We start from the raw sequence: 22,847 nt of genomic DNA, 5'->3' as shown, positions 1-22,847 counted from the left end.
TCTGACGGTGCCCATGGAGGGCGCGTAGGTACTGACTGACAGTGGCGGTTTCTACCTCCGCGCTCAGGGCCTGGACCAACTGGGCCAGGTGTCCGCCACGTCGGCGAGCAGGTCCTCCGGGTCCTCGGCGCCGACCGAGAAACGGACGAAGCCCTCGGACACCGCGTCGCCTCCCCAGCGCCCGCGCCGCTCGGCGGTGGACCGCAGCCCGCCGAAGCTCGTGGCATCGTCGACCAGCCTCAGTGCCTCCAGGAAGCGTTCGGCGGTCTTCCGGTCGGCCAGCTCGAACGAGACCACGGAGCCGAAGCGGCGCATCTGCCGCACGGCGACGGGGTACGACGGGTCGGAGGGGAGACCCGGGTAGCGCAGCCCGGTCACCTCGGGCCGCTCGACGAGCGCCTCGGCCAGCGCCAGCGCGGTGGAGCACTGGCGCTCGATGCGCAGCTGGAGCGTGGCGAGCGACCGGTGTGCGAGCCAGGCCTCCATCGGGCCGGGGATCGCGCCGACCACCTTGCGCCAACGGCGAACCCCTGCGGCCAGATCGGCGTCGCGGCAGGTCACGTGGCCGAGCAGGATGTCTCCGTGGCCGGTCATGCCCTTGGTGTCGCTGGCCACCGAGAAGTCGGCGCCCAGGTCGAGGGGCCGCTGGCCGATCGGGGTGGCGAGGGTGTTGTCGACGGCCACCAGGGTGCCGCCCGCGTGTGCCGCCTCGACCAGCCTCCGGACGTCGCACACGTCGAGACCCGGGTTGGACGGCGTCTCGATCCAGAGCAGCTTGGCTCCTTCGAGGGCGGCCAGCTGGGCGTCGCCGCCGGTGGGCGCGGTGCGTACCTCCACGCCGTACGCCTCCAGCTGCTCCCGGACCAGCGGCAGCGCCTGGTAGCCGTCGTTCGGCAGGACGACGACGTCGCCCGCGCGGGCCTGGGAGAACAGGACGGCCGAGATCGCGGCCATGCCGGAGGCGAAGACGGTCGTCACGACCTCCTCGCCCGGCGCTTCGAGCTCACCGATGGCCTTTTCCAGGTGCGTCCACGTCGGGTTGGTCTCCCGGCCGTAGGTGTACGGTCCGACCGGCTCACCCGAGAGGTGGAAGTGCGCGGCGAAGACCGGTCCGGGAAGGGTGGGTTCGTACTGCTGGGGCTCGGGGAGACCTGCCCGTACCGCCCGAGTTCCGTCGCCGATGGTGCTCATGCTGACTCCTTGCTTCCTTCCCGGGCCGTTGCCGGTGCTGCATGCACCTTCTCAGCCCGGGAGAGAAGTACGCCGGGGTGTCTCAGTCCTCGTCGGGGAGGGCGACGTGCATGGCCCAGGAGACGACGGAGATGATCAGGGCGCCCAGCACGGCCGTCCAGAAGCCCTCCACGTGGAAGCTGAGGTCGGCGGCGCCGGCCAGCGACGAAGTCAGCTTCAGCATGAGGGCGTTGACGATCAGGGTGATCAGCCCCAGCGTGAGGATGAAGAGCGGCAGCGTGAGGAGCTTGACGACCGGCTTGACGATGAAGTTGACCAGGCCGAAGAGCAGGGCGACCAGGATCAGCGTGAGGACCTTGCGGCCCGTGCCGGTGCCGGTCAGCGTGATGTCCTGGAGCAGCCAGATGGCCACCGCCAGAGCGGCTGCGTTGGCGGTCGTCTTGACTACGAAATTCTTCATGTGTCTGATCGTGGCAGACACCAACCACGGGGTACACCGTCCGTACGGGAACCCTGGACGACCACGAGGGGTGCACCGCACATGAAGGCATTCAGGCTCGACGAGCTGGAAGCGGAGCGAGCTGCCAACGACGGCGCCTACCTGCAGTTCCTTCGCGAGCGGAACATGTCCGTGGGTCTCTACGCGCTGGATGCCGGCACCCTCGATCCGCAGAGCCCGCACGGCCAGGACGAGGTGTATCTCGTCGTCAGCGGGCGGGCGTCGATCACGGTGGGCGCGGAGACGACCGTAGTGAGCCGCGGAAGCGTCGTGTACGTGCCGGCCGGAGTGGCCCACAAGTTTCACCACATCACCGAGGACCTGCGCGTCATGGTGGTCTTCTCCCCGGCGGAAGCCTGATCCTCAAGGCCGACTCGCAGTTCCTGGCCCCACGGTCCTGGCCGGCCCGGTCCCCTCCACCGGCCCGGTCCCGCCCTGAATTGCGCCGATCAGGACGGCAAGCCCTAGGGGATCGATCAGGGGAGTCCGGGGGGTACGGGACCCCCGGTGCCACCGCTTCCGCTCTAGCATCGGAGTGGGGAACCGGGAGGCCGGGGACCAGGTCCGGGAATCCCCGGACCGGCGGGGCAGGGACACGAGAGACGAGGTAAGGACGATGGCGGTCCGGGAGATATTCGCGGGAATGCCCTGGTGGGTGAAGTGGATCGCGGTGCCGGTGATCGCGATCGTCGTGTTCGGCGGGCTGATCGCCAGTGTGGTGACCTTCGTGGTCGCGCTGCTCTTCAAGGTGCTGCTGTTCGTCATCCTCGTCGGTGGCCTGATCTTCGTCGTGCGGAAGTTCCTCTCGTCCTCCTCGGACTCCCGAAAGGACTGGTAGGCGCGGACGCTTCGAGCGCGTACCCCGGCGCCCGCAGGGGCCGTACCAGGCCCCGCCGCCCCTGCGAGGCAGTCCGGGAAGGCCCGCGTCAGGCGCAACGGTCACGGAGAGTGGCGCGGATTAGCCCGGCAGAGCTAAGCGAGGCCCGAAACCGCCCCACGAATGGCCCTGGCGGCTACAGTGACGCTTCGCTGCTGCCGCCCGGGAAATAACTGTCCGTCACCATCCTGACCAATGGTTCCGCGACAGTCGAGAGTGCGCCCGGGCTCGCGGCACGCCCGTGGGGGCGGCCTCCACGGGAGGGCTGACTGCCCGTCACCATGCCTGGGGGTGACCGTGACCACGGCATCGACCACCACTGCTCCGACGCTGATCGGTTCGGTCCAGCGGGCCCTGAGACTGCTCGAGGCGGTGGGTGCCCATCAGGACGGCGCTCCCGCGAAGCAGTTGGCGCGGGAGGCGGGGCTGCCCCTGCCGACGACCTATCATCTGCTGCGCACCCTGGCCCACGAGGGCTATCTCCGCCGGGAGAACGGTGTCTTCGTCCTCGGCGCGGCAGCCGAGCGGATGTCCGGCCGGGCGGCCGAGGAGAGCAGGCGCGGCAGGCTCAACGACTCCCTCGCGCGGTGGTGCGACGAGCTGGGGGCCCCGGTGTACTGCGCGGTCTACCGCGAGGGCGAGATCGAGCTGGTGGCCGTGGCCGACTCCGCCGAGACGCCGGCCGTGGACGAATGGGCCCCCTTCGCGGAGACCGGTCACGCGCACGCGCTGGGGCAGTGTCTGCTCGGACAGCTCGACGAGGAGGCGCGTGAGGACCATCTGCTCCGCCATCCGGTGCGTCCGCTGACCCGTTACTCAGTGCGAGATCGCCCGGTCCTACTTGAACGATTGCGTTCGATGGAGCGTATGAAACCTGTCATCGAGCGACAGGAGTACGCACTCGGAACGGTCTGCGCCGCCATCCCCATCACCGCAGGTTCGGCCGTCGCCGCGATGGCCATTTCTCTACCCCTGGACCGGCAGGACCAGTTGCTCCCCGCAGTCGAACAACTACGTGGCGAAGTGGCGCGGCTCTTGCGTTCGTTCGTGTTCTCTATCAGTATCTGAAAAATCACTCCTTGTGATCTGCTATCGCGTGCACCACGATGGCGTCAATAGGGCCATGGGGGATCATTCCTGGCCAGATTCATCTACTGCGGGGTTGAACGATGCGCGAGTCGGTTCAAGCAGAGGTCATGATGAGTTTCCTCGTCTCGGAGGAGCTCTCGTTCCGTATTCCGGTGGAGCTCCGGTACGAGGTGAGTGATCCGTATGCGATCCGGATGACCTTCCACCTGCCGGGTGACGCCCCTGTCACCTGGGCTTTTGGTCGTGAGCTCCTGCTCGACGGCCTCAACAGCCCCAGTGGGGACGGTGACGTGCACATCGGTCCCACCGAGCCGGAGGGACTCTGCGACGTGCACATCCGGCTCCAGGTCGGCGCGGACCGGGCCCTCTTCCGGGCCGGGACGGCACCGCTCGTGGCGTTTCTCGACCGGACGGACAAGTTGGTGCCACTGGGCCAGGAGCACACGCAGGGTGACTTCGACGGCAACCTCGAAGAGGCACTCGGCAGGATTCTCGCCGAGGAACAGAACGCGGGCTGACGGGAAGTCAGCCCGTTGGCTTTTGGGCCTCGCGTTCACGTCTTGCGGCGGCGACCCCTCCCGGTCCGTACGGGTGCAGGAGCTTTGGCTTCCGCGCCGAGCCCTGTGCGGTCCGCGGACACCACCAGAGCGGCGAGCACCGTCGTGACGGGCACCGAGGCGACCAGTCCGATCGAGCCGACGAGAGTACGGACGATCTCCTCCGCCACCAGCTCGCTGTTGGCGACCGTGCCCACACTGCTCTGCGCGATCGAGAACAGCAGCAGCAGGGGCAGCGCCGCGCCCGCGTACGCGAGCACCAGGGTGTTGACCACCGAGGCGATGTGATCGCGTCCGATCCTGATGCCCGCACGGTAGAGCCCGCGCGCTCCCATGGTCGGGTTCGCCTGGTGCAGTTCCCACACCGCCGACGTCTGTGTGACCGTCACGTCGTCCAGGACCCCGAGCGAACCGATGATGACACCGGCCAGCAGCAGACCGCTCATGTCGATGTCCGGATAGAGCCCATGGATGAGGCCGGTGTTGTCGTCGGTGTTGCCGGTCAGGCCCGCCCAGCCGATGAAGACCGAGCCCAGCAGCCCGATCAGTACCAGCGAGATCAGCGTGCCGACGACCGCCACCGAGGTGCGGGCGGTCACCCCGTGGCAGGTGTACAGCGCGATGAGCATGATCGCGCTCGCTCCGACCACCGCCACGAGCAGCGGGTTGGAGCCCTGCAGGATCGCGGGGAGGATGAACAGCGTCAGCACGGCGAAGGACACCGCGAGCGCCACGAGTGCCATGACGCCCTTGAGCCGTCCCACCACCACGACGGCGACGGCGAAGATTCCGGCCAGCAACGCCATCGGAAGCTTTCGGTCCACGTCGGTGACCGAGTACTGGAGGTCGTGCGGGGCGTCCGGCGCGTACGCCAGGACCACCCCCTGACCCTGACTCAACTGCCGTGACGCCTCCGGCTGGACGATCTCGGCGAAGGTGCGGCCCTCGTCCTTGCCGCTGGTCACCTCGATGGTGGCTTTCTTGCAGTCCCCGTCCTCCGCCGCGGGCGGGCCGGAGCCCGTCGACGTATCACCCGTGGCGGGTACTTGTGCGGCGTTGACGTCCGCGCAGTTCACCTGTTCCACCTTCACCACCTTTCCCTGCTCGGTCTGCCGGTCGAAGCCCACACCGGTGCGCTCGTGCGCGGGAGTTCCGCCTGGCCAGAGCACCACCAGGCCGACGACCACCGCCGCGGCGAAGGGGATCAGTACGCATGCGATGACCTTGCGCAGATGGGTCGATACGGGCGCCGCCGGGCCATGGCTGTGCGTATGGCCGTGTGAGGGGTCCTGAGGTTCGGGTCGGTCCTGGGAGGAGTTCACCGGCCGATCATCGCAAGTACGGGAGGGGCCCTCTGGTCAGCACGGCCGGGCGGGCGCTAGCGTGGTGGCACCTTTGCACACGCGGGAGCTCGGAGCACCGGGCTGAGAGGGCGCTGACCTCGTGAATCCTCACGGGACAGGCTGCGCCGACCGCTGAACCTGTTACCGGGTAATGCCGGCGTAGGGAGTAGGTCTCATGACCACATCGGACGCGATCACGCCTGCCTCCCGTGCGAACGAGCACGGCGGGGCGGACAAGTCCATCGGCTGGCACAAGGGATACGTCGAGGGCTCGCGCCCCGGCCTCCGGGTGCCGGTCCGTCAGGTGCACCTGACCAACGGCAAGGACGTGACGCTCTACGACACGTCCGGTCCGTACACCGATCCCGCCGTCACGACCGACGTCCGCCGCGGCCTCGCCGCGGTGCGCGGCGGCTGGATCGAGGACCGGGGCGACACCGAGGAGTACGCGGGACGCCCGGTCCGCCCGGAGGACGACGGCCGCTCGCCCGCCGGGCGCGACGGTCTGCGCAACCTCGACGCGGTCTTCCCCGGCGGCGCGCGCACGCCCCGGCGCAGCCGCGACGGACGGCCCGTCACCCAGCTCGCGTATGCCCGGCGCGGGGAGGTCACCCCGGAGATGGAGTACGTCGCGATCCGGGAGAACGTCGACCCGGAGGTCGTACGGGAAGAGATCGCGGCCGGCCGGGCGGTGCTGCCGGCCAACGTGAACCACCCGGAGATCGAGCCGATGATCATCGGCAAGCGGTTCCTGGTGAAGGTGAACGCGAACATCGGCAACTCGGCCGTGACCTCCTCCATCGAGGAGGAGGTGGACAAGATGACCTGGGCGACCCGGTGGGGCGCCGACACGGTCATGGACCTGTCCACCGGTCGCAACATCCACACCACCCGCGAGTGGGTACTCCGGAACTCTCCCGTGCCCATCGGCACCGTCCCGCTCTACCAGGCCCTCGAAAAGGTCGACGGCCGCGCGGAGGAGCTGACCTGGGAGATCTACAGGGACACGGTCGTCGAGCAGGCCGAACAGGGGGTGGACTACATGACGGTGCACGCGGGCGTGCGCCTGCCGTACGTCCCGCTCACCGCTCGCCGTAAGACCGGCATCGTCTCCAGAGGCGGCTCGATCATGGCGGCCTGGTGCCTCGCGCACCATAAGGAGTCGTTCCTCTACGAGAACTTCGAGGAGCTCTGCGAACTCCTCGCGACCTACGACGTGACGTACTCGCTGGGGGACGGACTGCGGCCGGGGTCCATCGCGGACGCCAACGACGAGGCGCAGTTCGCCGAGTTGCGCACCCTCGGCGAGCTCACCACGATCGCCAAGCGGTACGGCGTGCAGACGATGGTCGAGGGCCCCGGCCACGTCCCGATGCACAAGATCAAGGAGAACATCGACCTCCAGCAGGAGATCTGCGAGGAGGCGCCGTTCTACACCCTCGGTCCGCTGACCACCGACGTGGCACCGGCGTACGACCACATCACCTCAGGGATCGGGGCGGCGATGATCGCCTGGTGGGGCACGGCGATGCTCTGCTACGTGACGCCCAAGGAACATCTGGGGCTCCCCGACCGGGACGACGTGAAGACCGGGGTCATCACCTACAAGATCGCGGCCCACGCCGCCGACCTGGCCAAGGGGCACCCGGGAGCGCAGGACTGGGACGACGCGCTGTCGGACGCCCGGTTCGAGTTCCGCTGGGAGGACCAGTTCAACCTTGCGCTCGACCCGGACACCGCACGCGCGTTCCACGACGAGACGCTCCCTGCCGAACCGGCCAAGACGGCGCACTTCTGCTCGATGTGCGGACCGAAGTTCTGCTCCATGAAGATCAGCCGGAGCATCACCGAGCAGTTCGGCGGTGACGCGGAAGCCACTCCGGAGGAGATCGAGGCCGGGATGCTGGAGAAGTCCAAGGAGTTCGCCGCGTCCGGCGGGCGGGTCTATCTGCCGCTGGCCGACTGAACCGCCGCAGGGGACGCCCGCCGCTTCCGGAGGGAGGCGGCGGGTTTCCCGACCGAGGGACGGGACCGACGGGAGGGGCGGGGTGATCGCGTCCGCGCCGGGCGGTGCCTCGTAAGGTCCTCGCATGGGAAGCGGTCTGTGGGGCGCGGGGTTGAGCGACTGGTACGGGCCCGCGACGCCGCTGGTGCGTACCTTCCGTAGGTACCGGCCGAATCGTCGCGGAGACGTCAGACTCGTGCGCTGGGCTCGTGCGCTGCCTCTGCGGTTCCTCGCCTGCGTCATGGCGGGGGTCGCCGGCGGGGTGGTCCAGGACGGGGGGACCTCACCGCCCGACGGGGACCGGCTCTTGTTCGCCGCCGTCACCCTGGCCTGCGCCTCGCTGATCTGGCGGTGCTCCCTGGTCAAGGTCGTTCTGCGCCCCGGCCGGATCGTCCGCTTCGGGGTGTACCGCCATACCGTCGTGCCTGTCACCGCCGTCAAGCGACTGCACCGCGATTCCTTCCGCGGGGGGCTCCGTCTGGAGACGGTCGACGGGGAGGAGATCGGCTTCCAGTGGTTCGACGGATCGCTCTGGGACCTTCTCTACGACTTCTCCGAAGTCTGTACCGACGCCATGCGCGCCCAGGTGCGAGGCGCTGTCCGAGAGCCCGCCGGGACGAGCGGGGGCCGGTTGGAGCGCCGGGTCACCTGGTCGGCCGGGGCCGGGCTGTTCGCCGCCGGAGCCGGCGCGGCGCTGATCGCCGGACTCGTCACACTTTCACGGGGTTGAGGGCCACCGTGCGGGTCAGGCGCCCGCGTCGGGTTCCGGGGCGCTGGAGCCAGGACCGCCGACGCCCGGGCTCCCGAAGCCGGGACTGTCGAAGTCGGGGCTGCTGAAATCGGGGCTGGTGAAGGAGGGGCGGGGGCTCTGGCGCGAGCCCTCCTGCGGGTTCGAGAAGTCCGGGCTGCTGTACCCGATCTTCGGGATGCGGTTCGGCGACCGCCGGGGGACGCGGGCGGCCGGCGCGGCGGACGGGTCGTCCAGCGCGTCGCGGAGGAACGGGAGTATGCCGCGCTCCAGCAGGGCGTGGCGCCAGGCCTCCCGGGCCCGTGCGATCTCCTCCGGTACGTCCTCCTCCTCCATGGCGACGGCCAGCTCGCTGGAGCTGTTGCGGAGCGCCGTGACCAGCAGTCCGACGGCGGCGGCGAGTATCGCCAGCGCGGCGAGGGCGGCGAAGAGCCATCCTGCGGTGACCATCGGTCCCCCGATGGACAGGGACGGGCTCACCGCTTTCAGGAGATAGCCGATCAGGAGGAAGATCACTGCTGCGGAACCCGCCAGGAGCGGGGCGAGCACGGTGACGACCGCGCCGACTCCCACGCCCTCGCCCGTCCGGCCGGGCGGGTCCTGGACCTCGTCCGGGTCCAGGTCGGCGTCTCCGGTCCGGACCCGGAGTTCCCCGCGCGCCTTCACGTAGTGCTCGTACTCGGTGGCGGCGGCCGCGGTGATCAGCGCGGTGGCGCTCAGCGCCATGGTCCGCAGCTGCTCCCGGTTGAGTCGTTCCCCGACTCCGTCCAGATCCGGTCGCTCGTGCGCGTGGCGCAGCGCGTCGCCGAGGATTCGCTCGTACTCGGGCCGGTCTTCGGCCAGCAGGTGCGGAGCGCTTGTCATCTGCATCCCCCGATGCTCCGTGGCGCCCGAACACCCACGCATGGCAGGGCATTTCGGACGAAACGGAGGAGAGCCTGCTACTGATACGCCGATGGTAGAGCGCCCAGGGCGAGGGGTGACAGGGTGTTTCCGGAAATAGGCCCGCCGACCGTGAACGATCAGGTCGACGGAGCCCTACCCGGTGGAAGGTCAGACATGCAGCGGGAGTTGGGCGACCAGTAGCTTTCCGGCCATGGTCACTCCGCCGTCCATGGCGATGGCCAGCCCGTCCGCGTACACGTGCGGTCCGAGCACCACCGGCCCCGCGCCGTTCTCGCCGTCCTCCGACCCGACCTCGCCCAGGAGGTACGGAATCGGGCTGTGGCCGTGGACGACCCGTCGGCCGCCGTACGCGGCCATCAGTTCGCGCACCGCCTGCGCGCCGCCGTCGTCCCGGAACGCGAACCGTTTGGTGAGCTTGCGGAACAGGTCCCAGCACTCGTCCGCGTCGTTGCGGGTGAGGATGGCGTGGACCGTGTCGTTGACGTCCTCGATGGTCGCCCCGTAGTCCAGGTACGCCGTCGTGTCGGAGTGCATCAGCAGGTGGCCGTCCTCCTCCACGACCGCGTCCAGCCGGGACATCCACTGCAGGTGGACGTCGCGCAGCCGCTCCATGTCGTGTTTCTGGCCGCCGTTGAGCAGCCAGGCGGCCTGGAAGGTGGCCGTCCCGGCGCCGGAGTTCACCGGGGTGTCCGCGAACCGCTTCGCGCCGATGAGCAGCAGTTCGTGGTTGCCCATCAGTGCCTTGCAGTAGCCACCCGCGGCGGCTGCCTCGGCCGAGAGCTGCATGACCAGATCGATGACGCCGATGCCGTCGGGGCCCCGGTCCGTGAAGTCGCCGAGGAACCAGAGCCGGGCGTTGCCGGCGGACCAGTTGCCGTTGACGTCGATGAGGCCCTGGTCGGCGAGCGCGGCCTTCAGCTCGTCGAGGTAGCCGTGCACGTCGCCGACGACGTAGAGCGGCCCGAGCCCCTCGGCCCCGCCGGGACCCGATTCCGGCGCGGACGCCACGACGGGCACACCGGCCGGGGTGATCACGGGCAGATCGCGTTCGGTCGGCGTGTAGCCCTCCGGCACCCCGTCGTCGGGAACGGCGTTCCCGGGATGCGTGAGCGCGCCGTCCGGATGCGGGTCCGCTCCGGGCATGGTCGTGCGCGCGTACGGCGGAACGCGGAAGTCGCGCAACGTCGCCGTACGCACCACGGGTTCCTGACCGGCCCTCTGAGTCATCGACCCCTCCACCACCGTCGCGCCGCCGTACACCTGACGGGCCATGCCTGGTAGAGGTGGTCCGCGGTGTCGTGGGCCCATCATAGGAACGCGGATCGCTCCGTGTGACGCACCAGGGGCGGTGAATCCCGGCGGGTGCGCCGTTCACCTGTCCATTGGTCCGGATTAATCCGTTCAGTCCCTGCTCGGAGAGCGTGGCGCGCTCACCGTCGTACGGGGTGGCCGGCGCTGCGAGGAGGTCCGGACGATGAGCTCGGTCGGTATCACCTGCTCGACCGGTCCGTCGTGTTCCACGCCCTCGATCGCGTCGATGAGGAGCTGCACCACGGCGGTGCCGATGCGGCGCGGCTTCAGCGAGAGCGTGGTGATGGGCGGCTCGGTGCTGGCGTAGACCGTGGACTCGCTGCAGCAGACCAGCAGGAGATCGTCGGGGACGCGCAGGCCGTACCGGCGGGCCGCCGCGAGCAGGTCGGTGCCATTGGGGTCGAAGAGGCCGTAGACGGCGTCCGGGCGGTCCGGGCGGGCGAGCAGCCGGTCGGCGGCCACCGCTCCGGCGCACGGGTCGTGGGCCGGATAGGACTCGTACACCGGGTCCTGGCCCACGCGCTCGCACCAGTGCAGGTAGGCGGTGGTGGAGAGCCGGGTGTACGTGTCGGTCGTGGTGCCGGTGAGCAGCCCGATCCGGCGGGCGCCGGCCGCGGCGAGGTGGTCGAGGAGGTCGAGCACGGCCGCGCGGTGGTCGTTGTCGACCCAGGCGGTGACCGGGAGCGATCCGGCGGGCCGCCCGTCGGAGACCACGGGCAGGCCCTGGCGGACGAGTTCGGTGACGACCGGGTCCTGGTCCGAGGGGTCGATGACGACGGTCCCGTCCAGGGCCACGTTGGACCAGACGTCGTGGCGCGAGGTGGCGGGGAGGATCACGAGGGCGTACCCCCTGGCGAGCGCGGCCGAGGTCGCCGCCCTCGCCATCTCCGCGAAGTACGCGAACTCGGTGAAGGTGAAAGGTTCATCCCCGTACGTGGTCACGGTCAGGCCGATCAGGCCCGACTTGCCCGTACGGAGGGTGCGGGCCGCGGCCGAGGGGCGGTAGCCCAGGCGTTCTGCGACCTCGCGGACGTGGCGGCGGGTGGCGTCCGGGAGCCTGCCCTTGCCGTTGAGCGCGTCGGAGACGGTCGTGATCGAGACCCCTGCCGCGGCGGCGACGTCGCGGATACCCGCGCGTCCTGGCCGGCCGCTGCGCCGGGGGGTCTCGGTCCGGCTCACCTGGTGCTTCCCTGCTGCTGTCATGGCGAGCCGATAGTAGGGCTCGGGAGGCCAACTCGACCGGGTGCATATGCAACTGTTGACAGGCACGTTTCTGCAAGGTCAGTGAGGGTTGATTACCTTGTAAAGCAAGGGAGTTGGCGGCGGGTGACCGGATGTGTCATGTATCCATCGGTCTGAGCCGGGCCGGGGGGTGGTGGACGGAAGGCGTCTCAACTCACCACTTCGAGGGATGCGCGCTACGGCGCGAGCCACCGGCGTGTGACGGAGCGTACGCGCGCCCCCTCCAGATGTGCCCCGCTCGTCGCGGTCCGTCGCCGAACCGGGTGTCCCGGCCGTACGTCGTGCCGGAGGGGTGCCGGAGGGGTGCCGGAGGGGTGCCGGAGGGGTGCCGGACGGGTGCCGGACGCCGTTCAGGGGTCGGGTCGGGCGCCTTCTCCCGTTCGAGGGTCGGGCCCGGCGCCTCCTCATAAGGTGAGACGCATCGAAGTGCGTCGACGGTCGAGGAGAACCCGTGGTGAGCGAGACGAGCCCCAAGCTGCGCCCCGAGCTGGATGGCGTCCCCGCCTACGTGCCGGGCAGGCCCGCCTCCCAGGACGGGCCGGTCGCCTTCAAGCTGTCCTCCAACGAGAACCCCTATCCGCCGCTGCCCGGCGTGCTGGAATCCGCGTTCGCGGCCGCCTCGGAATTCAACCGCTACCCCGACATGTCCTGCGCGGGCCTGATGGAGGAGCTGGCCGACCGGTTCGGGGTGCCCCTGGAGCACCTCGCCACCGGAACCGGCTCGGTGGGCGTGGCGCAGCAGCTGCTTCAGGCCACGTCCGGGCCCGGCGACGAGGTGATCTACGCCTGGCGATCCTTCGAGGCTTACCCGATCATCACGCAGATCAGCGGGGCGGCCTCGGTGAAGGTGCCGCTGACCGGCGGGGACGTCCACGACCTCGACGCGATGGCGGAGGCCGTCACGGACCGGACGCGGCTGATCTTCGTCTGCAACCCGAACAACCCGACCGGGACAGTGGTCCGCCGGGCGGAGCTGGAGCGGTTCCTCGACCGGGTGCCCTCCGACGTGCTGGTGGTGCTCGACGAGGCGTACAAGGAGTTCGTCCGTGACGCAGACGTCCCCGACGGCCTGGAGATCTACCGGGACCGGCCCAATGTCGCGGTGCTGCGCACCTTCTCGAAGGCGTACGGACTGGCCGGACTGCGGGTCGGGTTCGCGGTGGCGCACGAGCCGGTGGCCGCGGCGCTGCGCAAGACGGCCGTGCCCTTCGGCGTGAGCCGGATCGCCCAGGACGCGGCGGTCGCGTCGCTGCGGGCCGAGGACGAACTGCTGGGACGGGTCGGCTCGCTGGTGGTCGAGCGGGACCGGGTGCACCGCGGGCTGGTGGCGCAGGGCTGGACGGTGCCGGAGAGCCAGGCCAACTTCGTCTGGCTGCGGCTCGGTGAGCGTACGGGCGACTTCGCCGCGTTCTGCGAGCGGGCCGGGGTGGTCGTACGGCCGTTCGCCGGTGAGGGCGTACGGGTCACGATCGGCGAGGACGAGGCCAACGACCTCTTCCTGAAGACGGCGGAGGCGTACCGCGCGCGGCCGTAGCGCGTTCCGGGACCTCTCGCGGTGGTCCCGCACCTGGTTCTCCCGATGCTGTTGGACCAACGGCATCGGTTCTCCCGGGTGCGGGGCCACTCGTGCGTGCGGGGTCCTGGCGAGGCCGTCGTCCTGGTGTCCGTCGTTGTCCTGAAACCGACGGTGCCCACCGGTTCCGGCCTGCGCGGGGCGGGCACGTACTGGAGAGGACCCCCCCGTTCGAAGATCCGGAAGAGCGTGCGCAATACTTTGCTTGTGAATGTGAACGCGTTCACAAGCGCACCCCGATTGATCCCGGATTGAGTGGGATCAATCGGGCGAACCGCGGCTGTCACTACGGCGACGTAAGGAGACGACGACGTGGAACTAGCTCTGGCGCCCGAGACGATGGCGCGCTGGCAGTTCGGCATTACGACCGTCTACCACTTCCTCTTCGTCCCCATGACGATCTCCCTCGCCGCGCTGACGGCGGGGCTGCAGACGGCATGGGTCCGGACCAACAAGGAGAAGTACCTCAAGGCCACCAAGTTCTGGGGCAAGCTCTTCCTGATCAACATCGCCATGGGCGTCGTCACCGGCATCGTCCAGGAGTTCCAGTTCGGCATGAACTGGTCCGACTACTCGCGGTTCGTCGGCGACGTCTTCGGCGCGCCGCTGGCCTTCGAGGCGCTGATCGCCTTCTTCTTCGAGTCCACCTTCATCGGACTCTGGATCTTCGGCTGGGACAGGCTGCCCCGGAAGATCCACCTGGCCTGCATCTGGATGGTCTCGCTCGGGACGATCCTCTCCGCGTACTTCATCCTGGCGGCCAACTCCTGGATGCAGCATCCGGTCGGCTACCGCATGAACGAGAAGCGCGGCCGTGCCGAGCTCACCGACTTCTGGCAGGTGCTGACGCAGAACACCGCGCTCGCCCAGTTCTTCCACACCATCACGGCCGCGTTCCTCGTCGGCGGCGCCTTCATGGTCGGGATCGCCGCCTTCCACCTGGCGCGTAAGAAGCACGTCCCGGTCATGCGGACCTCGCTGCGGCTCGGGCTCATCACGGTGGTCGTCGCCGGCCTGCTGACCTCCGTCAGTGGTGACCTGCTCGGCAAGGTGATGTTCAAGCAGCAGCCGATGAAGATGGCGGCGGCCGAGGCGCTCTGGGAGGGGCAGGAGGGCGCGCCCTTCTCGATCTTCGCGGTGGGCGACGTCTCCGAGGGCCGCAACGACGTCGAGATCTCGGTGCCCGGAGTGCTCTCCTTCCTCGCCGACGACACCTTCACCTCGTACATCCCCGGCATCAACGAGCTGAACGAACAGATGCGGGAGAAGTACGGCCCGGGGGACTACCGGCCCAACATCCCCGTCGCCTTCTGGGGCTTCCGCTGGATGATCGGCTTCGGGATGGCCTCCTTCGGGCTCGGCATCCTCGGACTCTGGCTGACCCGGAAGAAGTTCATGCTGCCGCCGGGCATGCGGACCGGCGACGACGAAGTGCCGCATCTGGTCCTCTTCAAGAACAAGGCCCTCAGCCCGAAGCTCACCAAGCTCTACTGGCTGGTCGCGCTCTGGACGCTGCTCTTCCCCCTGATCGCCAACTCCTGGGGCTGGATCTTCACCGAGACGGGGCGGCAGCCCTGGGTCGTCTTCGGGGTGCTCAAGACCAAGGACGCCGTCTCCCCCGGAGTCGCTCAGGGCGAGGTCATCGCCTCGCTGATCGCCTTCACCCTGATCTACGCGATTCTCGCGGTGGTCGAGGTCAAGCTGCTCGTGAAGTACATCAAGGCCGGACCTCCCGAACTCACCCAGGACGACCTCAACCCGCCCGCCACGATCGGTGGTCACGACGCCGCCGACGCCGACCGGCCGATGGCCTTCTCGTACTGAGAGGAAGGAGCGGAACGATGGAACTCCACGACGTCTGGTTCGTCCTCATAGCCGTCCTCTGGACCGGTTACTTCTTCCTGGAGGGCTTCGACTTCGGCATCGGGGTCCTGACCAAGCTGCTGGCCCGCGACCGCAAGGAGCGGCGGGTCCTGATCAACACGATCGGGCCCGTCTGGGACGGCAACGAGGTCTGGCTGCTCAGCGCCGGAGGCGCCACCTTCGCGGCCTTTCCCGACTGGTACGCCACCCTCTTCTCCGGCTTCTACCTGCCACTGCTGGTCATCCTGCTCTGCTTGATCGTGCGGGGTGTCGCCTTCGAGTACCGGGCGAAGCGCCCGGAGGAGCGCTGGCAGACCAACTGGGAACACGCGATCTTCTGGACCTCGCTGATCCCCGCCGTCCTCTGGGGCGTGGCCTTCGGCAACATCGTGCGCGGCGTCAAGATCGACGCGCACATGGAGTACGTGGGCGGGTTCTGGGACCTGCTCAACCCGTTCGCGCTGCTCGGCGGCGCGGTGACGCTCACCCTCTTCACCTTCCACGGAGCGGTGTTCGCCTCCCTGAAGACGGTCGGTGAGATCCGCGTCCGGGCCCGGAAGTTCGCACTGCGGCTGGGGTTCGTCACGGCGGTCCTGGCGCTGGGCTTCCTGATCTGGACGCAGGTGCGTACCGGTGACGTCTGGTCGCTGCTCGCGATGGCCGTCGCCGTCCTGGCCCTGGTCGCTGCCATCGTGACCATCGCCCGCGGCCGGGAGGGCTGGTCGTTCGCGTTCTCGGGACTCACCATCACCGCGGCCGTGGCGATGCTCTTCCTGGCGCTCTTCCCGGACGTCATGCCGTCCTCGCTGAACGACGCGTGGAGCCTCACCGTGACCAACGCCTCGTCCACGCCCTACACGCTCACGATCATGACGTGGTGCGCGGGGATCGCCACGCCCCTGGTCCTGCTCTACCAGGGCTGGACCTATTGGGTGTTCCGCAAGCGCATCGGTACCCAGCACATCGCCGACGCGCATTAGACGGGAACTGTCAGACACGGCCCAGGCGGCGGTCCGACCGGCCGCCGCCGGACACCGGGCGGCGAGCCGCCCGAACCGGCCGCACCGACCTCAGGGGATGTTTCACGTGAAACCGATCGATCCGCGTCTCTTCCGCTACGCCCGTGCCACCCGCTTCTTCCTCATGGCCGTGGTGGCGCTGGGCGCGGTGGGCGCGGTGTTGGTCGTCGCCCAGGCGATGCTGGTGGCCGAGATCGTGGTCGGCGGATTCGAGGACGGACTGAGCGTCTCCGATCTCCGTACGCCCCTGATCCTGCTGGTCGCCGTCGCGGCGGGCCGGGCGCTCGTCGCCTGGCTCACCGAGCTGGCCGCGTACCGGGCGAGTGCGGCGGTCAAGTCCGAGCTGCGCGGCCGGCTGCTGGAGCGGGCCGCGCAGCTCGGTCCCGGCTGGCTGGACGGGCAGCGCACCGGATCGCTGGTCGCGCTCGCGACCCGGGGCGTCGACGCGCTCGACGACTACTTCTCGCGCTACCTCCCGCAGCTCGGCCTCGCGGTGGTGGTGCCCGTGGCGGTCCTCGCGCGCATCGTCACCGAGGACTGGGTCTCGGCCGCGATCATCGTGGTCACGCTGCCGCTCATCCCCGCCTTCATGATGCTGATCGGCTGGGCCACCCAGTCCCGGATGGACCGGCAGTGGAAGCTGCTCTCCCGGCTCTCCGGCCACTTCCTGGACGTGGTCGCCGGGCTGCCCACACTCAAGGTCTTCGGCCGGGCGAAGGCCCAGGCCGAGTCGATCCGGAAGATCACCTCGGAGTACCGGCTGGCGACCGTGCGGACCCTGCGGATCGCGTTCCTCTCCTCCTTCGCGCTGGAGCTGCTGGCGACCCTCTCGGTGGCGCTCGTCGCCGTGACGATCGGCATGCGGCTCGTCCACGGCGAACTCGATCTCTACATCGGCCTGCTGGTCCTGATCCTCGCCCCCGAGGCGTATCTGCCGATCCGCCAGGTCGGCGCGCAGTACCACGCGGCGGCGGAGGGGCTGTCGGCCGCGGAGGAGATCTTCGCCGTGCTGGAGACCGAGCTCCCGACGGCGGGTACGGCGGACGTGCCGGGGGTGCTCCGTATCGAGCTGGCCGGGGTGACGGTCCGGCACCAGGGCCGGACCGGGGCCTCACCGGCGGATGCCTCCCTGGTGGTCGAGCCGGGGGAGACGGTGGCGCTGGTCGGCCCGAGCGGGGCCGGGAAGTCCACCCTGCTCGACGTGGTCCTCGGCTTCAGGACGCCGGACGCGGGGACCGTACGGGTGGGCGGCGTGGATCTCGCCACCCTCTCCCCCGAACGCTGGCACCAGCACGTCGCCTGGGTCCCGCAGCGTCCTGTGCTCTTCGCCGGCACCGTCGCGGAGAACGTACGCCTCGCCCGGCCGGACGCCGACGACGCCGCCGTGACCGCGGCGCTGCGGGACGCGGGCGCCCACGAGTTCGTCGGCCTGCTGCCCGAGAGGGAGCAGACCCTCCTCGGGGAGGACGGCGCCGGGCTCTCGGCCGGTCAGCGCCAGCGGCTCGCCCTGGCCCGCGCCTTCCTCGCCGACCGGCCGGTACTGCTGCTGGACGAGCCGACCGCGAGCCTGGACGGCGGTACGGAGGCGGCCGTCGTGGACGCGGTGCGCCGGCTGGCCCGGGGCCGTACCGTCCTGCTGGTCGCGCACCGCCCCGCGCTGCTGCCGCTGGCCGACCGTGTCGTGACGCTGGAACCGGCCACCTCCGGCGAAGCCGTCGTGGGTACGGGGCGTACGGGTACGTACCCCGGGCCCGCGCAGGAGCCCGCGCGGCCGGCCCCCGTCCCCATCGCCCCCGAGACCGTGCGGGAGGCCGAAGCCCTGCGGGAGACCGCGCCCCGCACCGGCAAGGTGCTCGCGCGGGTCCGCGCGGCGGCGGGCGCCCGGCGCCGGCGGCTGGGCCTCGCGCTGCTGCTGGGCAGCCTCGCGCTGGGCTCCTCGGTGGGGCTGATGGCGGTATCCGGCTGGCTGATCTCCCGCGCCTCGGAACAGCCCCCGGTCCTCTATCTGATGGTCGCCGTCACCGCGACCCGCGCCTTCGGCATCGGGCGGGCCTTCTTCCGCTACGCCGAACGCCTCGTCTCCCACGACACCGTGCTCCAGCTCCTCGCCGAGCTGCGCGTCGCCGTCTACCGAGGGCTGGAGCGTGTGACGCCCGCCGGACTGCGCACCACCCGCCGGGGCGACCTGCTCTCCCGGCTGGTGGCGGACGTGGACGAACTCCAGGACTACTGGCTCCGCTGGCTGCTCCCCGCCGGAACCGCCGTGGTCGTCGGCGTGGCCTCCTCGGGCTTCCTCGGGGTGCTCCTCCCGGAGGCGGGCGTGGTCCTCGCCCTGGGGCTACTGCTCGCCGGAGTGGGTGTGCCGCTGATCAGCGGCGCGGTCGCCGACCGGGCGGAACGCCGGCTCGCCCCGGCCCGTGCCGACCTCGCGGTCCGGGTCACCGACCTGCTCGGCGGCACGGCCGAGCTGACCGTCGCCGGTGCTCTGCCCGCACGCACCGCGCGGGTACGTGCGGCGGACGGGGTCCTCACCCGGATCGCCGCCCGCGCCGCCTCCGCGACCGCGCTCGGCGGTGGCCTCTCCTCGCTCCTGAGCGGGCTGACCGTGGTCGCCTCCGCCCTGGTGGCGCTGCCCGCCGTGCACGACGGCCGGCTCGGCGGCCTGGAACTCGCGGTCGTCCTGCTCACCCCGCTCGCCGCCTTCGAGGCCGTCAACGGGATGCCGCTCGCCGTGCAGTACCGCCGCCGCGCCCAACGGAGCGCGGAGCGGGTGTACGAGGTGCTGGACGCCCCCGTCCCGGTGCACGAACCCGCCGACCCCGCCCCGGCCCCCGCCACCCCCTTCCCGCTGGAGGTGCGCGGCCTGACCGCCCGCTACCCGGAAGCGTCGCGGCCCGCCCTGGACTCGGTCGACCTGACCCTGGAACAGGGCCGCCGGATCGCGGTCGTGGGCCCGTCCGGCTCCGGCAAGACCACCCTCGCGCAGGTCCTGCTCCGCTTCCTGGACGCGGAGCGGGGCGCCTACCGGCTCGGCGGCACGGACGCCGCCGCGCTCGACGGTGACACGGTCCGTACGTACATCGGGCTCTGCGCCCAGGACGCGCACGTCTTCGACAGCTCGGTACGCGAGAACCTGCGGCTGGCCCGCACCGACGCCACCGAAGAGGACCTGCGGAGCGCGCTCGCCGGGGCGCGGCTGCTCGACTGGACCGACTCGCTGCCGGACGGGCTCGACACCCTGGTGGGCGAACACGGCGCCCGGCTCTCCGGCGGTCAGCGCCAGCGCCTCGCGCTGGCCCGCGCCCTGCTCGCCGACTTCCCCGTCCTCGTGCTCGACGAGCCCGCCGAGCACCTCGACATCGCCACGGCGGACGCACTGACCGAGGACCTCCTCGACGTCACCCGGGGACGCACCACCGTGCTCATCACCCACCGCCTGGCGGGCCTCGACGCGGTGGACGAGGTCGTGGTGCTGGACGGCGGACGAGTGGTCCAGCGCGGTACCCACGCCGAGCTGGCCGCTGTGGACGGGCCGCTGCGCCGGATGCTGGAGCGCGAACGGGAGGCGGATCTGCGCGCGGTGCGCCCGCTCGAACCGGCCGGGAGGGTATCCGCCTGAGCCCCACCCCGGTGAGACCGGCCGGCCACGCCGCCCGGTCCTGCCCCGTCCCGTCCCCGCCCCACCCGAAGAAGGGGACGATTCCGACTTTCCGTGCGCATGGTCCCTCCGTACGCTCGACGCATGGCGGAGCGGCAGGGACACCAGCGGGGCGCGGCGGGCCGGCGCGCGGTGGGCCGCGGCGAGGTGGTCAGCAGCGCCTGGGACGAGGAGTCGCTCGAAGCGGCCACCCGGGCGGCCCGCGATCTGCAAGGGCTCTCCCCCGAGCTCACCGCCCGGGTGCCGCAACTGCTGGAAGCCATGCGCTCGGTCGGTACGGGGCTGGAACTGCACTCCACGCTCGACCGCATCTGCGAGACCGCCGCCGAACTGGCCCACGCCCGGTACGCCGCCATCGGTGTCGTGGACGAGTCCGCCGAAGGGCTCCTCGACTTCGTCACCCACGGCATGTCGGCCGAGGAGGCGCGTGCGATCGGGCACCCTCCCAGCGGCCACAAGGGGCTCCTCGGGGCGCTCATCCACGACCCGGCCCCGGTGATGCTGACCGACCTGACCACCGATCCGCGCTACGCCGGATTTCCGGCGGGGCATCCTGTGATGCGGACCTTCCTGGGCGTCCCCATCAGTGTCCAGGGGCAGATCTTCGGCAATCTGTACCTCGCCGACAAACACCACGGCGGCGAGTTCAACGAGTACGACCTGCACATGGTCCGGGTGCTCGCCACGGAGGCGGGCATCGCCATCGGCAACGCCCGTCTCTACGAGGCGGCCCGTCAGCGCGAGCGGTGGATCGACGGATCGGTCGCGGTCACCACGGCGCTGCTCGCGGGCGGGGACGCGGACGATGCCCTGAGCGTCGTCGCCGAGCAGGCCCGCAGGCTCGCCGGTTCGGCAGCCGGTGCCGTCCTGCTGCCGGTGGGGAAGGACGGGGCGGACGGGCTGGAAATCGTCGCGGTCGCCTCCGACGATCCGGCCACCTCGCTGGGCGTGATCATCGGGCCGGAGAGCCCGGTGGTGTCCTCGCTGCTGGCCGGGGAGCCCGTGTTCATCGACGACGCCGCGACCGACCCGCGCCTGATCAGCCGCACGTCCGAGCGGTACGGCCCGAACATGCTGCTGCCGATGCGCAGCGGTGGCCGGATGCTCGGGGCGCTGTCCATGCCCCGTGCGCAGGGGCAGCGGCCGTACAACACGGCGGAGCGCACCCTCGGCGCGCAGTTCGCGGCGCAGGCCGCGCTGGCGCTGATGATGGCGGAGGCGCAGCGCGACCGGGAGCGGCTCGCGGTGTACGAGGACCGGGACCGGATCGCCCGGGACCTCCACGACCTGGTGATCCAGCGGCTCTTCGCCACCGGGATGATGCTGGAGAGCGCCCAGCGCCGGTCGGTGGTGCCGGAGGTGCGGGAGGGGGTCGGCCGGGCCGTGGACGAGCTGGACATCACCATCCAGGAGATCCGCACGGCGATCTTCGCCCTCCAGCAGGAGCCGGCCGAGGCGCCGTCCGGGCTGCGTGTCCGGGTGCTGCGTGAGATCAACATGGCGGCCGTGCCCCTCGGTTTCACGCCCTCGCACCGGTTCCTCGGGGCGATCGACACCCTGGTGGGCGAGCTCACGGGGAAAAACCTGATCGCGGCCTTGCGCGAGGCCCTCTCCAACGCCTTCCGGCATGCCCACGCCTCGCGGATCGACGTGGTCGTCGACGCCACGGCCACCCTGCCGGACGGGCGGGACGCCGTCCGGCTGACGGTCGGTGACGACGGAGTCGGTATCCCTGAGGGCGGTCGTCGGAGCGGTCTGCGCAACCTGGCCCGCCGGGCGGAGTCGCTGGGCGGGGCGAGCTGGTTCGGCCCGGGACTCGGGGACGACGGCGGCGGTACGTCGGTGGTCTGGGAGGCGCCGCTCTGAGTCCCGCCTCCCCGGCGCGCGGTGTCCGGAGGGGGTGGCGCGGCGGGTGCCGAGGGGTTCAGCGGGCGGCGAGGAGGCGTTCGAGGACGACCGCCACGCCGTCCTCCTCGTTGGTGAGCGTCCGTCCCGACGCGGCGGACACGGCGGCCGGATGGGCGTTGGCCATCGCGTACGAGGAGCCCGCCCAGTTCAGCATCTCGACGTCGTTCGGCATGTCCCCGAAGGCGACGACCTCCTCGGGGAGCACCCCGCGCTCCGCGCAGTACTCAGCGAGCGTGCGGGCCTTGGAGACGCCCGCCCCGCCGGCCTCCAGCAGCGCGGAGGGGCTGGACCGGGTGAAGGAGACCCGGTCCCCGGCGGCCTCGCGGGCCAGGGCGAGGAAGGCGTCGGGGGTGATCGCCGTGTGGTGGGCAAGGAGTTTCAGCACGGGGGCGCCCGTGCCCGGTGTCTCCTCGTCCAGCAGCTTCTCGACGGGGGCCACGGTCGCCCAGGGGTCCTTGTGGAACGGCGGATAGAGCGGTTCGTAGTGGAAGCCGGTGGTGAACTCCACCGCGAACGTGGTGCCGGGCGCGGCGGCCCGTACCCGGTGCACGACGTCGAGCGCTTCTGCCCGGCCGAGCGGGTGCACCCTGATCAGCCGGCCGCCGGCGCTCAGGTCGACCACCGCGGCGCCGTTCGCGCAGATCGCGGTCCCGTGCCCGGGCAGATGGGACACCACCGCGTCCATCCAGCGGGGCGGGCGCCCGGTGACGAAGAGGACGTGCACGCCCGCACGTTCGGCGGCCACGAGCGCGGCGATCGTGCGTGCCGACAACGTCTTGTCGTCGCGCAGCAGTGTGCCGTCCAGATCGGTGGCTATCAGCCGGGGCACGGCGGCAGGCGGTGCGTCGGTAGGCGTGGTCACCGCTCCATTCTCCCGCATTCGATGCACGAGCGTGCAGGAGGGCGCACATATGAGTGCCGCGCGCCTCTGATCAGGGGGATAGGACTCTGGCATATGCCAGAGCCCAGGCACGGGATCACGCGGGGGTGCCGGGGTGAACGCGGCCGTCTCGTGCCGGTCGTTCTGCTTGGTGCCCGAGCCGTGCGCGTTGATGTAG

General features: G+C 70.5%; 18 protein-coding genes. 11 read left to right on the top strand and 7 right to left on the bottom strand.

The window, feature by feature from the left end:
* Window positions 1-63 precede the first annotated feature (63 nt).
* Together ACWD3D_RS15115 and ACWD3D_RS15110 are read right to left on the bottom strand one after the other, a co-directional pair.
* A complete protein-coding gene (locus ACWD3D_RS15115) occupies window positions 64-1,191 on the bottom strand; it encodes a cystathionine gamma-lyase (protein WP_451461319.1) in 1,128 nt (375 codons plus the stop codon).
* 82 nt (window positions 1,192-1,273) lie between these two features.
* A complete protein-coding gene (locus ACWD3D_RS15110) occupies window positions 1,274-1,651 on the bottom strand; it encodes a phage holin family protein (protein ID WP_451461318.1) in 378 nt (125 codons plus the stop codon).
* Between the two features lie 81 nt (window positions 1,652-1,732).
* On the opposite strand from ACWD3D_RS15110, the gene ACWD3D_RS15105 reads away from it, so the two are divergent.
* The 4 genes from ACWD3D_RS15105 to ACWD3D_RS15090 all read left to right on the top strand — a co-directional run bounded on the left by ACWD3D_RS15105 (window position 1,733) and on the right by ACWD3D_RS15090 (window position 4,174).
* A complete protein-coding gene (locus ACWD3D_RS15105; protein ID WP_451461317.1) occupies window positions 1,733-2,050 on the top strand; it encodes a cupin domain-containing protein in 318 nt (105 codons plus the stop codon).
* Window positions 2,051-2,306: 256 nt separating this feature from the next.
* Complete coding sequence (locus ACWD3D_RS15100) at window positions 2,307-2,528, top strand: DUF5326 family protein (RefSeq protein ID WP_328720607.1); 222 nt, start codon at window positions 2,307-2,309, stop codon at window positions 2,526-2,528.
* 336 nt (window positions 2,529-2,864) lie between these two features.
* Window positions 2,865-3,635, top strand: a complete 771-nt coding sequence (locus ACWD3D_RS15095; RefSeq protein WP_451461320.1) for an IclR family transcriptional regulator — start codon at window positions 2,865-2,867, stop codon at window positions 3,633-3,635.
* 101 nt (window positions 3,636-3,736) lie between these two features.
* Window positions 3,737-4,174 (top strand): SsgA family sporulation/cell division regulator, encoded by a 438-nt coding sequence (locus ACWD3D_RS15090; protein WP_266706557.1) that lies wholly within the window; start codon window positions 3,737-3,739, stop codon window positions 4,172-4,174.
* Between the two features lie 35 nt (window positions 4,175-4,209).
* On the opposite strand, the gene ACWD3D_RS15085 is transcribed toward ACWD3D_RS15090, so the two are convergent.
* Window positions 4,210-5,535 (bottom strand): YibE/F family protein, encoded by a 1,326-nt coding sequence (locus ACWD3D_RS15085; protein WP_451461316.1) that lies wholly within the window; start codon window positions 5,533-5,535, stop codon window positions 4,210-4,212.
* 196 nt (window positions 5,536-5,731) lie between these two features.
* Here ACWD3D_RS15085 and thiC point away from each other — a divergent pair, with 196 nt between their 5' ends.
* Both thiC and ACWD3D_RS15075 read left to right on the top strand, forming a co-directional pair.
* Window positions 5,732-7,522: a phosphomethylpyrimidine synthase ThiC gene (gene thiC, locus ACWD3D_RS15080; protein WP_451461315.1), complete on the top strand. Its 1,791-nt coding sequence runs from the start codon at window positions 5,732-5,734 to the stop codon at window positions 7,520-7,522.
* A gap of 124 nt (window positions 7,523-7,646) precedes the next feature.
* Window positions 7,647-8,291, top strand: a complete 645-nt coding sequence (locus ACWD3D_RS15075) for a hypothetical protein (RefSeq protein WP_451461314.1) — start codon at window positions 7,647-7,649, stop codon at window positions 8,289-8,291.
* 15 nt (window positions 8,292-8,306) lie between these two features.
* Here ACWD3D_RS15075 and ACWD3D_RS15070 read toward each other — a convergent pair whose 3' ends face one another.
* The 3 genes from ACWD3D_RS15070 to ACWD3D_RS15060 form a co-directional block, all read right to left on the bottom strand.
* Window positions 8,307-9,179, bottom strand: coding sequence for a hypothetical protein (locus tag ACWD3D_RS15070; RefSeq protein ID WP_451461313.1), 873 nt, complete (start codon window positions 9,177-9,179; stop codon window positions 8,307-8,309).
* A gap of 183 nt (window positions 9,180-9,362) precedes the next feature.
* Window positions 9,363-10,442, bottom strand: a complete 1,080-nt coding sequence (locus tag ACWD3D_RS15065) for a metallophosphoesterase (protein WP_451461312.1) — start codon at window positions 10,440-10,442, stop codon at window positions 9,363-9,365.
* 174 nt (window positions 10,443-10,616) lie between these two features.
* Window positions 10,617-11,729 carry a LacI family DNA-binding transcriptional regulator gene (locus tag ACWD3D_RS15060; protein WP_451461311.1) on the bottom strand — a complete coding sequence of 371 codons (1,113 nt, stop codon included), beginning with the start codon at window positions 11,727-11,729 and terminating at the stop codon, window positions 10,617-10,619.
* A 493-nt stretch (window positions 11,730-12,222) separates the two neighbouring features.
* On the opposite strand from ACWD3D_RS15060, the gene hisC reads away from it, so the two are divergent.
* The 5 genes from hisC (at window position 12,223) to ACWD3D_RS15035 (ending at window position 21,747) form a co-directional block, all read left to right on the top strand.
* A complete protein-coding gene (gene hisC / locus ACWD3D_RS15055; protein WP_451461310.1) occupies window positions 12,223-13,302 on the top strand; it encodes a histidinol-phosphate transaminase in 1,080 nt (359 codons plus the stop codon).
* 351 nt (window positions 13,303-13,653) lie between these two features.
* Complete coding sequence (locus ACWD3D_RS15050; protein WP_451461309.1) at window positions 13,654-15,165, top strand: cytochrome ubiquinol oxidase subunit I; 1,512 nt, start codon at window positions 13,654-13,656, stop codon at window positions 15,163-15,165.
* A 17-nt stretch (window positions 15,166-15,182) separates the two neighbouring features.
* On the top strand, window positions 15,183-16,184 hold the full coding sequence (gene cydB / locus ACWD3D_RS15045) for a cytochrome d ubiquinol oxidase subunit II (protein ID WP_451461308.1): 1,002 nt from the start codon (window positions 15,183-15,185) through the stop codon (window positions 16,182-16,184).
* A 106-nt stretch (window positions 16,185-16,290) separates the two neighbouring features.
* On the top strand, window positions 16,291-19,842 hold the full coding sequence (gene cydD, locus ACWD3D_RS15040) for a thiol reductant ABC exporter subunit CydD (protein ID WP_451461307.1): 3,552 nt from the start codon (window positions 16,291-16,293) through the stop codon (window positions 19,840-19,842).
* Window positions 19,843-19,965: 123 nt separating this feature from the next.
* The gene (locus ACWD3D_RS15035; protein ID WP_451461306.1) at window positions 19,966-21,747 is read left to right on the top strand and encodes a sensor histidine kinase; all 1,782 of its coding nucleotides are present in this window, start codon (window positions 19,966-19,968) and stop codon (window positions 21,745-21,747) included.
* A gap of 58 nt (window positions 21,748-21,805) precedes the next feature.
* On the opposite strand, the gene ACWD3D_RS15030 is transcribed toward ACWD3D_RS15035, so the two are convergent.
* Window positions 21,806-22,669: a Cof-type HAD-IIB family hydrolase gene (locus ACWD3D_RS15030; protein ID WP_451461305.1), complete on the bottom strand. Its 864-nt coding sequence runs from the start codon at window positions 22,667-22,669 to the stop codon at window positions 21,806-21,808.
* Window positions 22,670-22,847: the final 178 nt, after the last annotated feature.

Source organism: Streptomyces sp. NPDC002690 (assembly GCF_053592415.1).
Note: the sequence above shows the minus strand (reverse complement) of the source record. Positions and strands in the feature narration are given on the sequence as shown.

Bases quoted from the DNA above. Each gene is read 5' to 3' on its own strand.
- ACWD3D_RS15070 (WP_451461313.1), bottom strand. From the start codon at position 9,179: ATGCAGATGACAAGCGCTCCGCACCTGCTGGCCGAAGACCGGCCCGAG.
- ACWD3D_RS15100 (WP_328720607.1), top strand. From the start codon at position 2,307: ATGGCGGTCCGGGAGATATTCGCGGGAATGCCCTGGTGGGTGAAGTGG.
- ACWD3D_RS15110 (WP_451461318.1), bottom strand. From the start codon at position 1,651: ATGAAGAATTTCGTAGTCAAGACGACCGCCAACGCAGCCGCTCTGGCG.
- ACWD3D_RS15075 (WP_451461314.1), top strand. From the start codon at position 7,647: ATGGGAAGCGGTCTGTGGGGCGCGGGGTTGAGCGACTGGTACGGGCCC.
- ACWD3D_RS15090 (WP_266706557.1), top strand. From the start codon at position 3,737: ATGCGCGAGTCGGTTCAAGCAGAGGTCATGATGAGTTTCCTCGTCTCG.
- ACWD3D_RS15030 (WP_451461305.1), bottom strand. From the start codon at position 22,669: ATGCGGGAGAATGGAGCGGTGACCACGCCTACCGACGCACCGCCTGCC.
- ACWD3D_RS15060 (WP_451461311.1), bottom strand. From the start codon at position 11,729: ATGACAGCAGCAGGGAAGCACCAGGTGAGCCGGACCGAGACCCCCCGG.
- ACWD3D_RS15115 (WP_451461319.1), bottom strand. From the start codon at position 1,191: ATGAGCACCATCGGCGACGGAACTCGGGCGGTACGGGCAGGTCTCCCC.
- thiC (WP_451461315.1), top strand. From the start codon at position 5,732: ATGACCACATCGGACGCGATCACGCCTGCCTCCCGTGCGAACGAGCAC.
- ACWD3D_RS15105 (WP_451461317.1), top strand. From the start codon at position 1,733: ATGAAGGCATTCAGGCTCGACGAGCTGGAAGCGGAGCGAGCTGCCAAC.
- cydB (WP_451461308.1), top strand. From the start codon at position 15,183: ATGGAACTCCACGACGTCTGGTTCGTCCTCATAGCCGTCCTCTGGACC.
- ACWD3D_RS15035 (WP_451461306.1), top strand. From the start codon at position 19,966: ATGGCGGAGCGGCAGGGACACCAGCGGGGCGCGGCGGGCCGGCGCGCG.
- ACWD3D_RS15065 (WP_451461312.1), bottom strand. From the start codon at position 10,442: ATGACTCAGAGGGCCGGTCAGGAACCCGTGGTGCGTACGGCGACGTTG.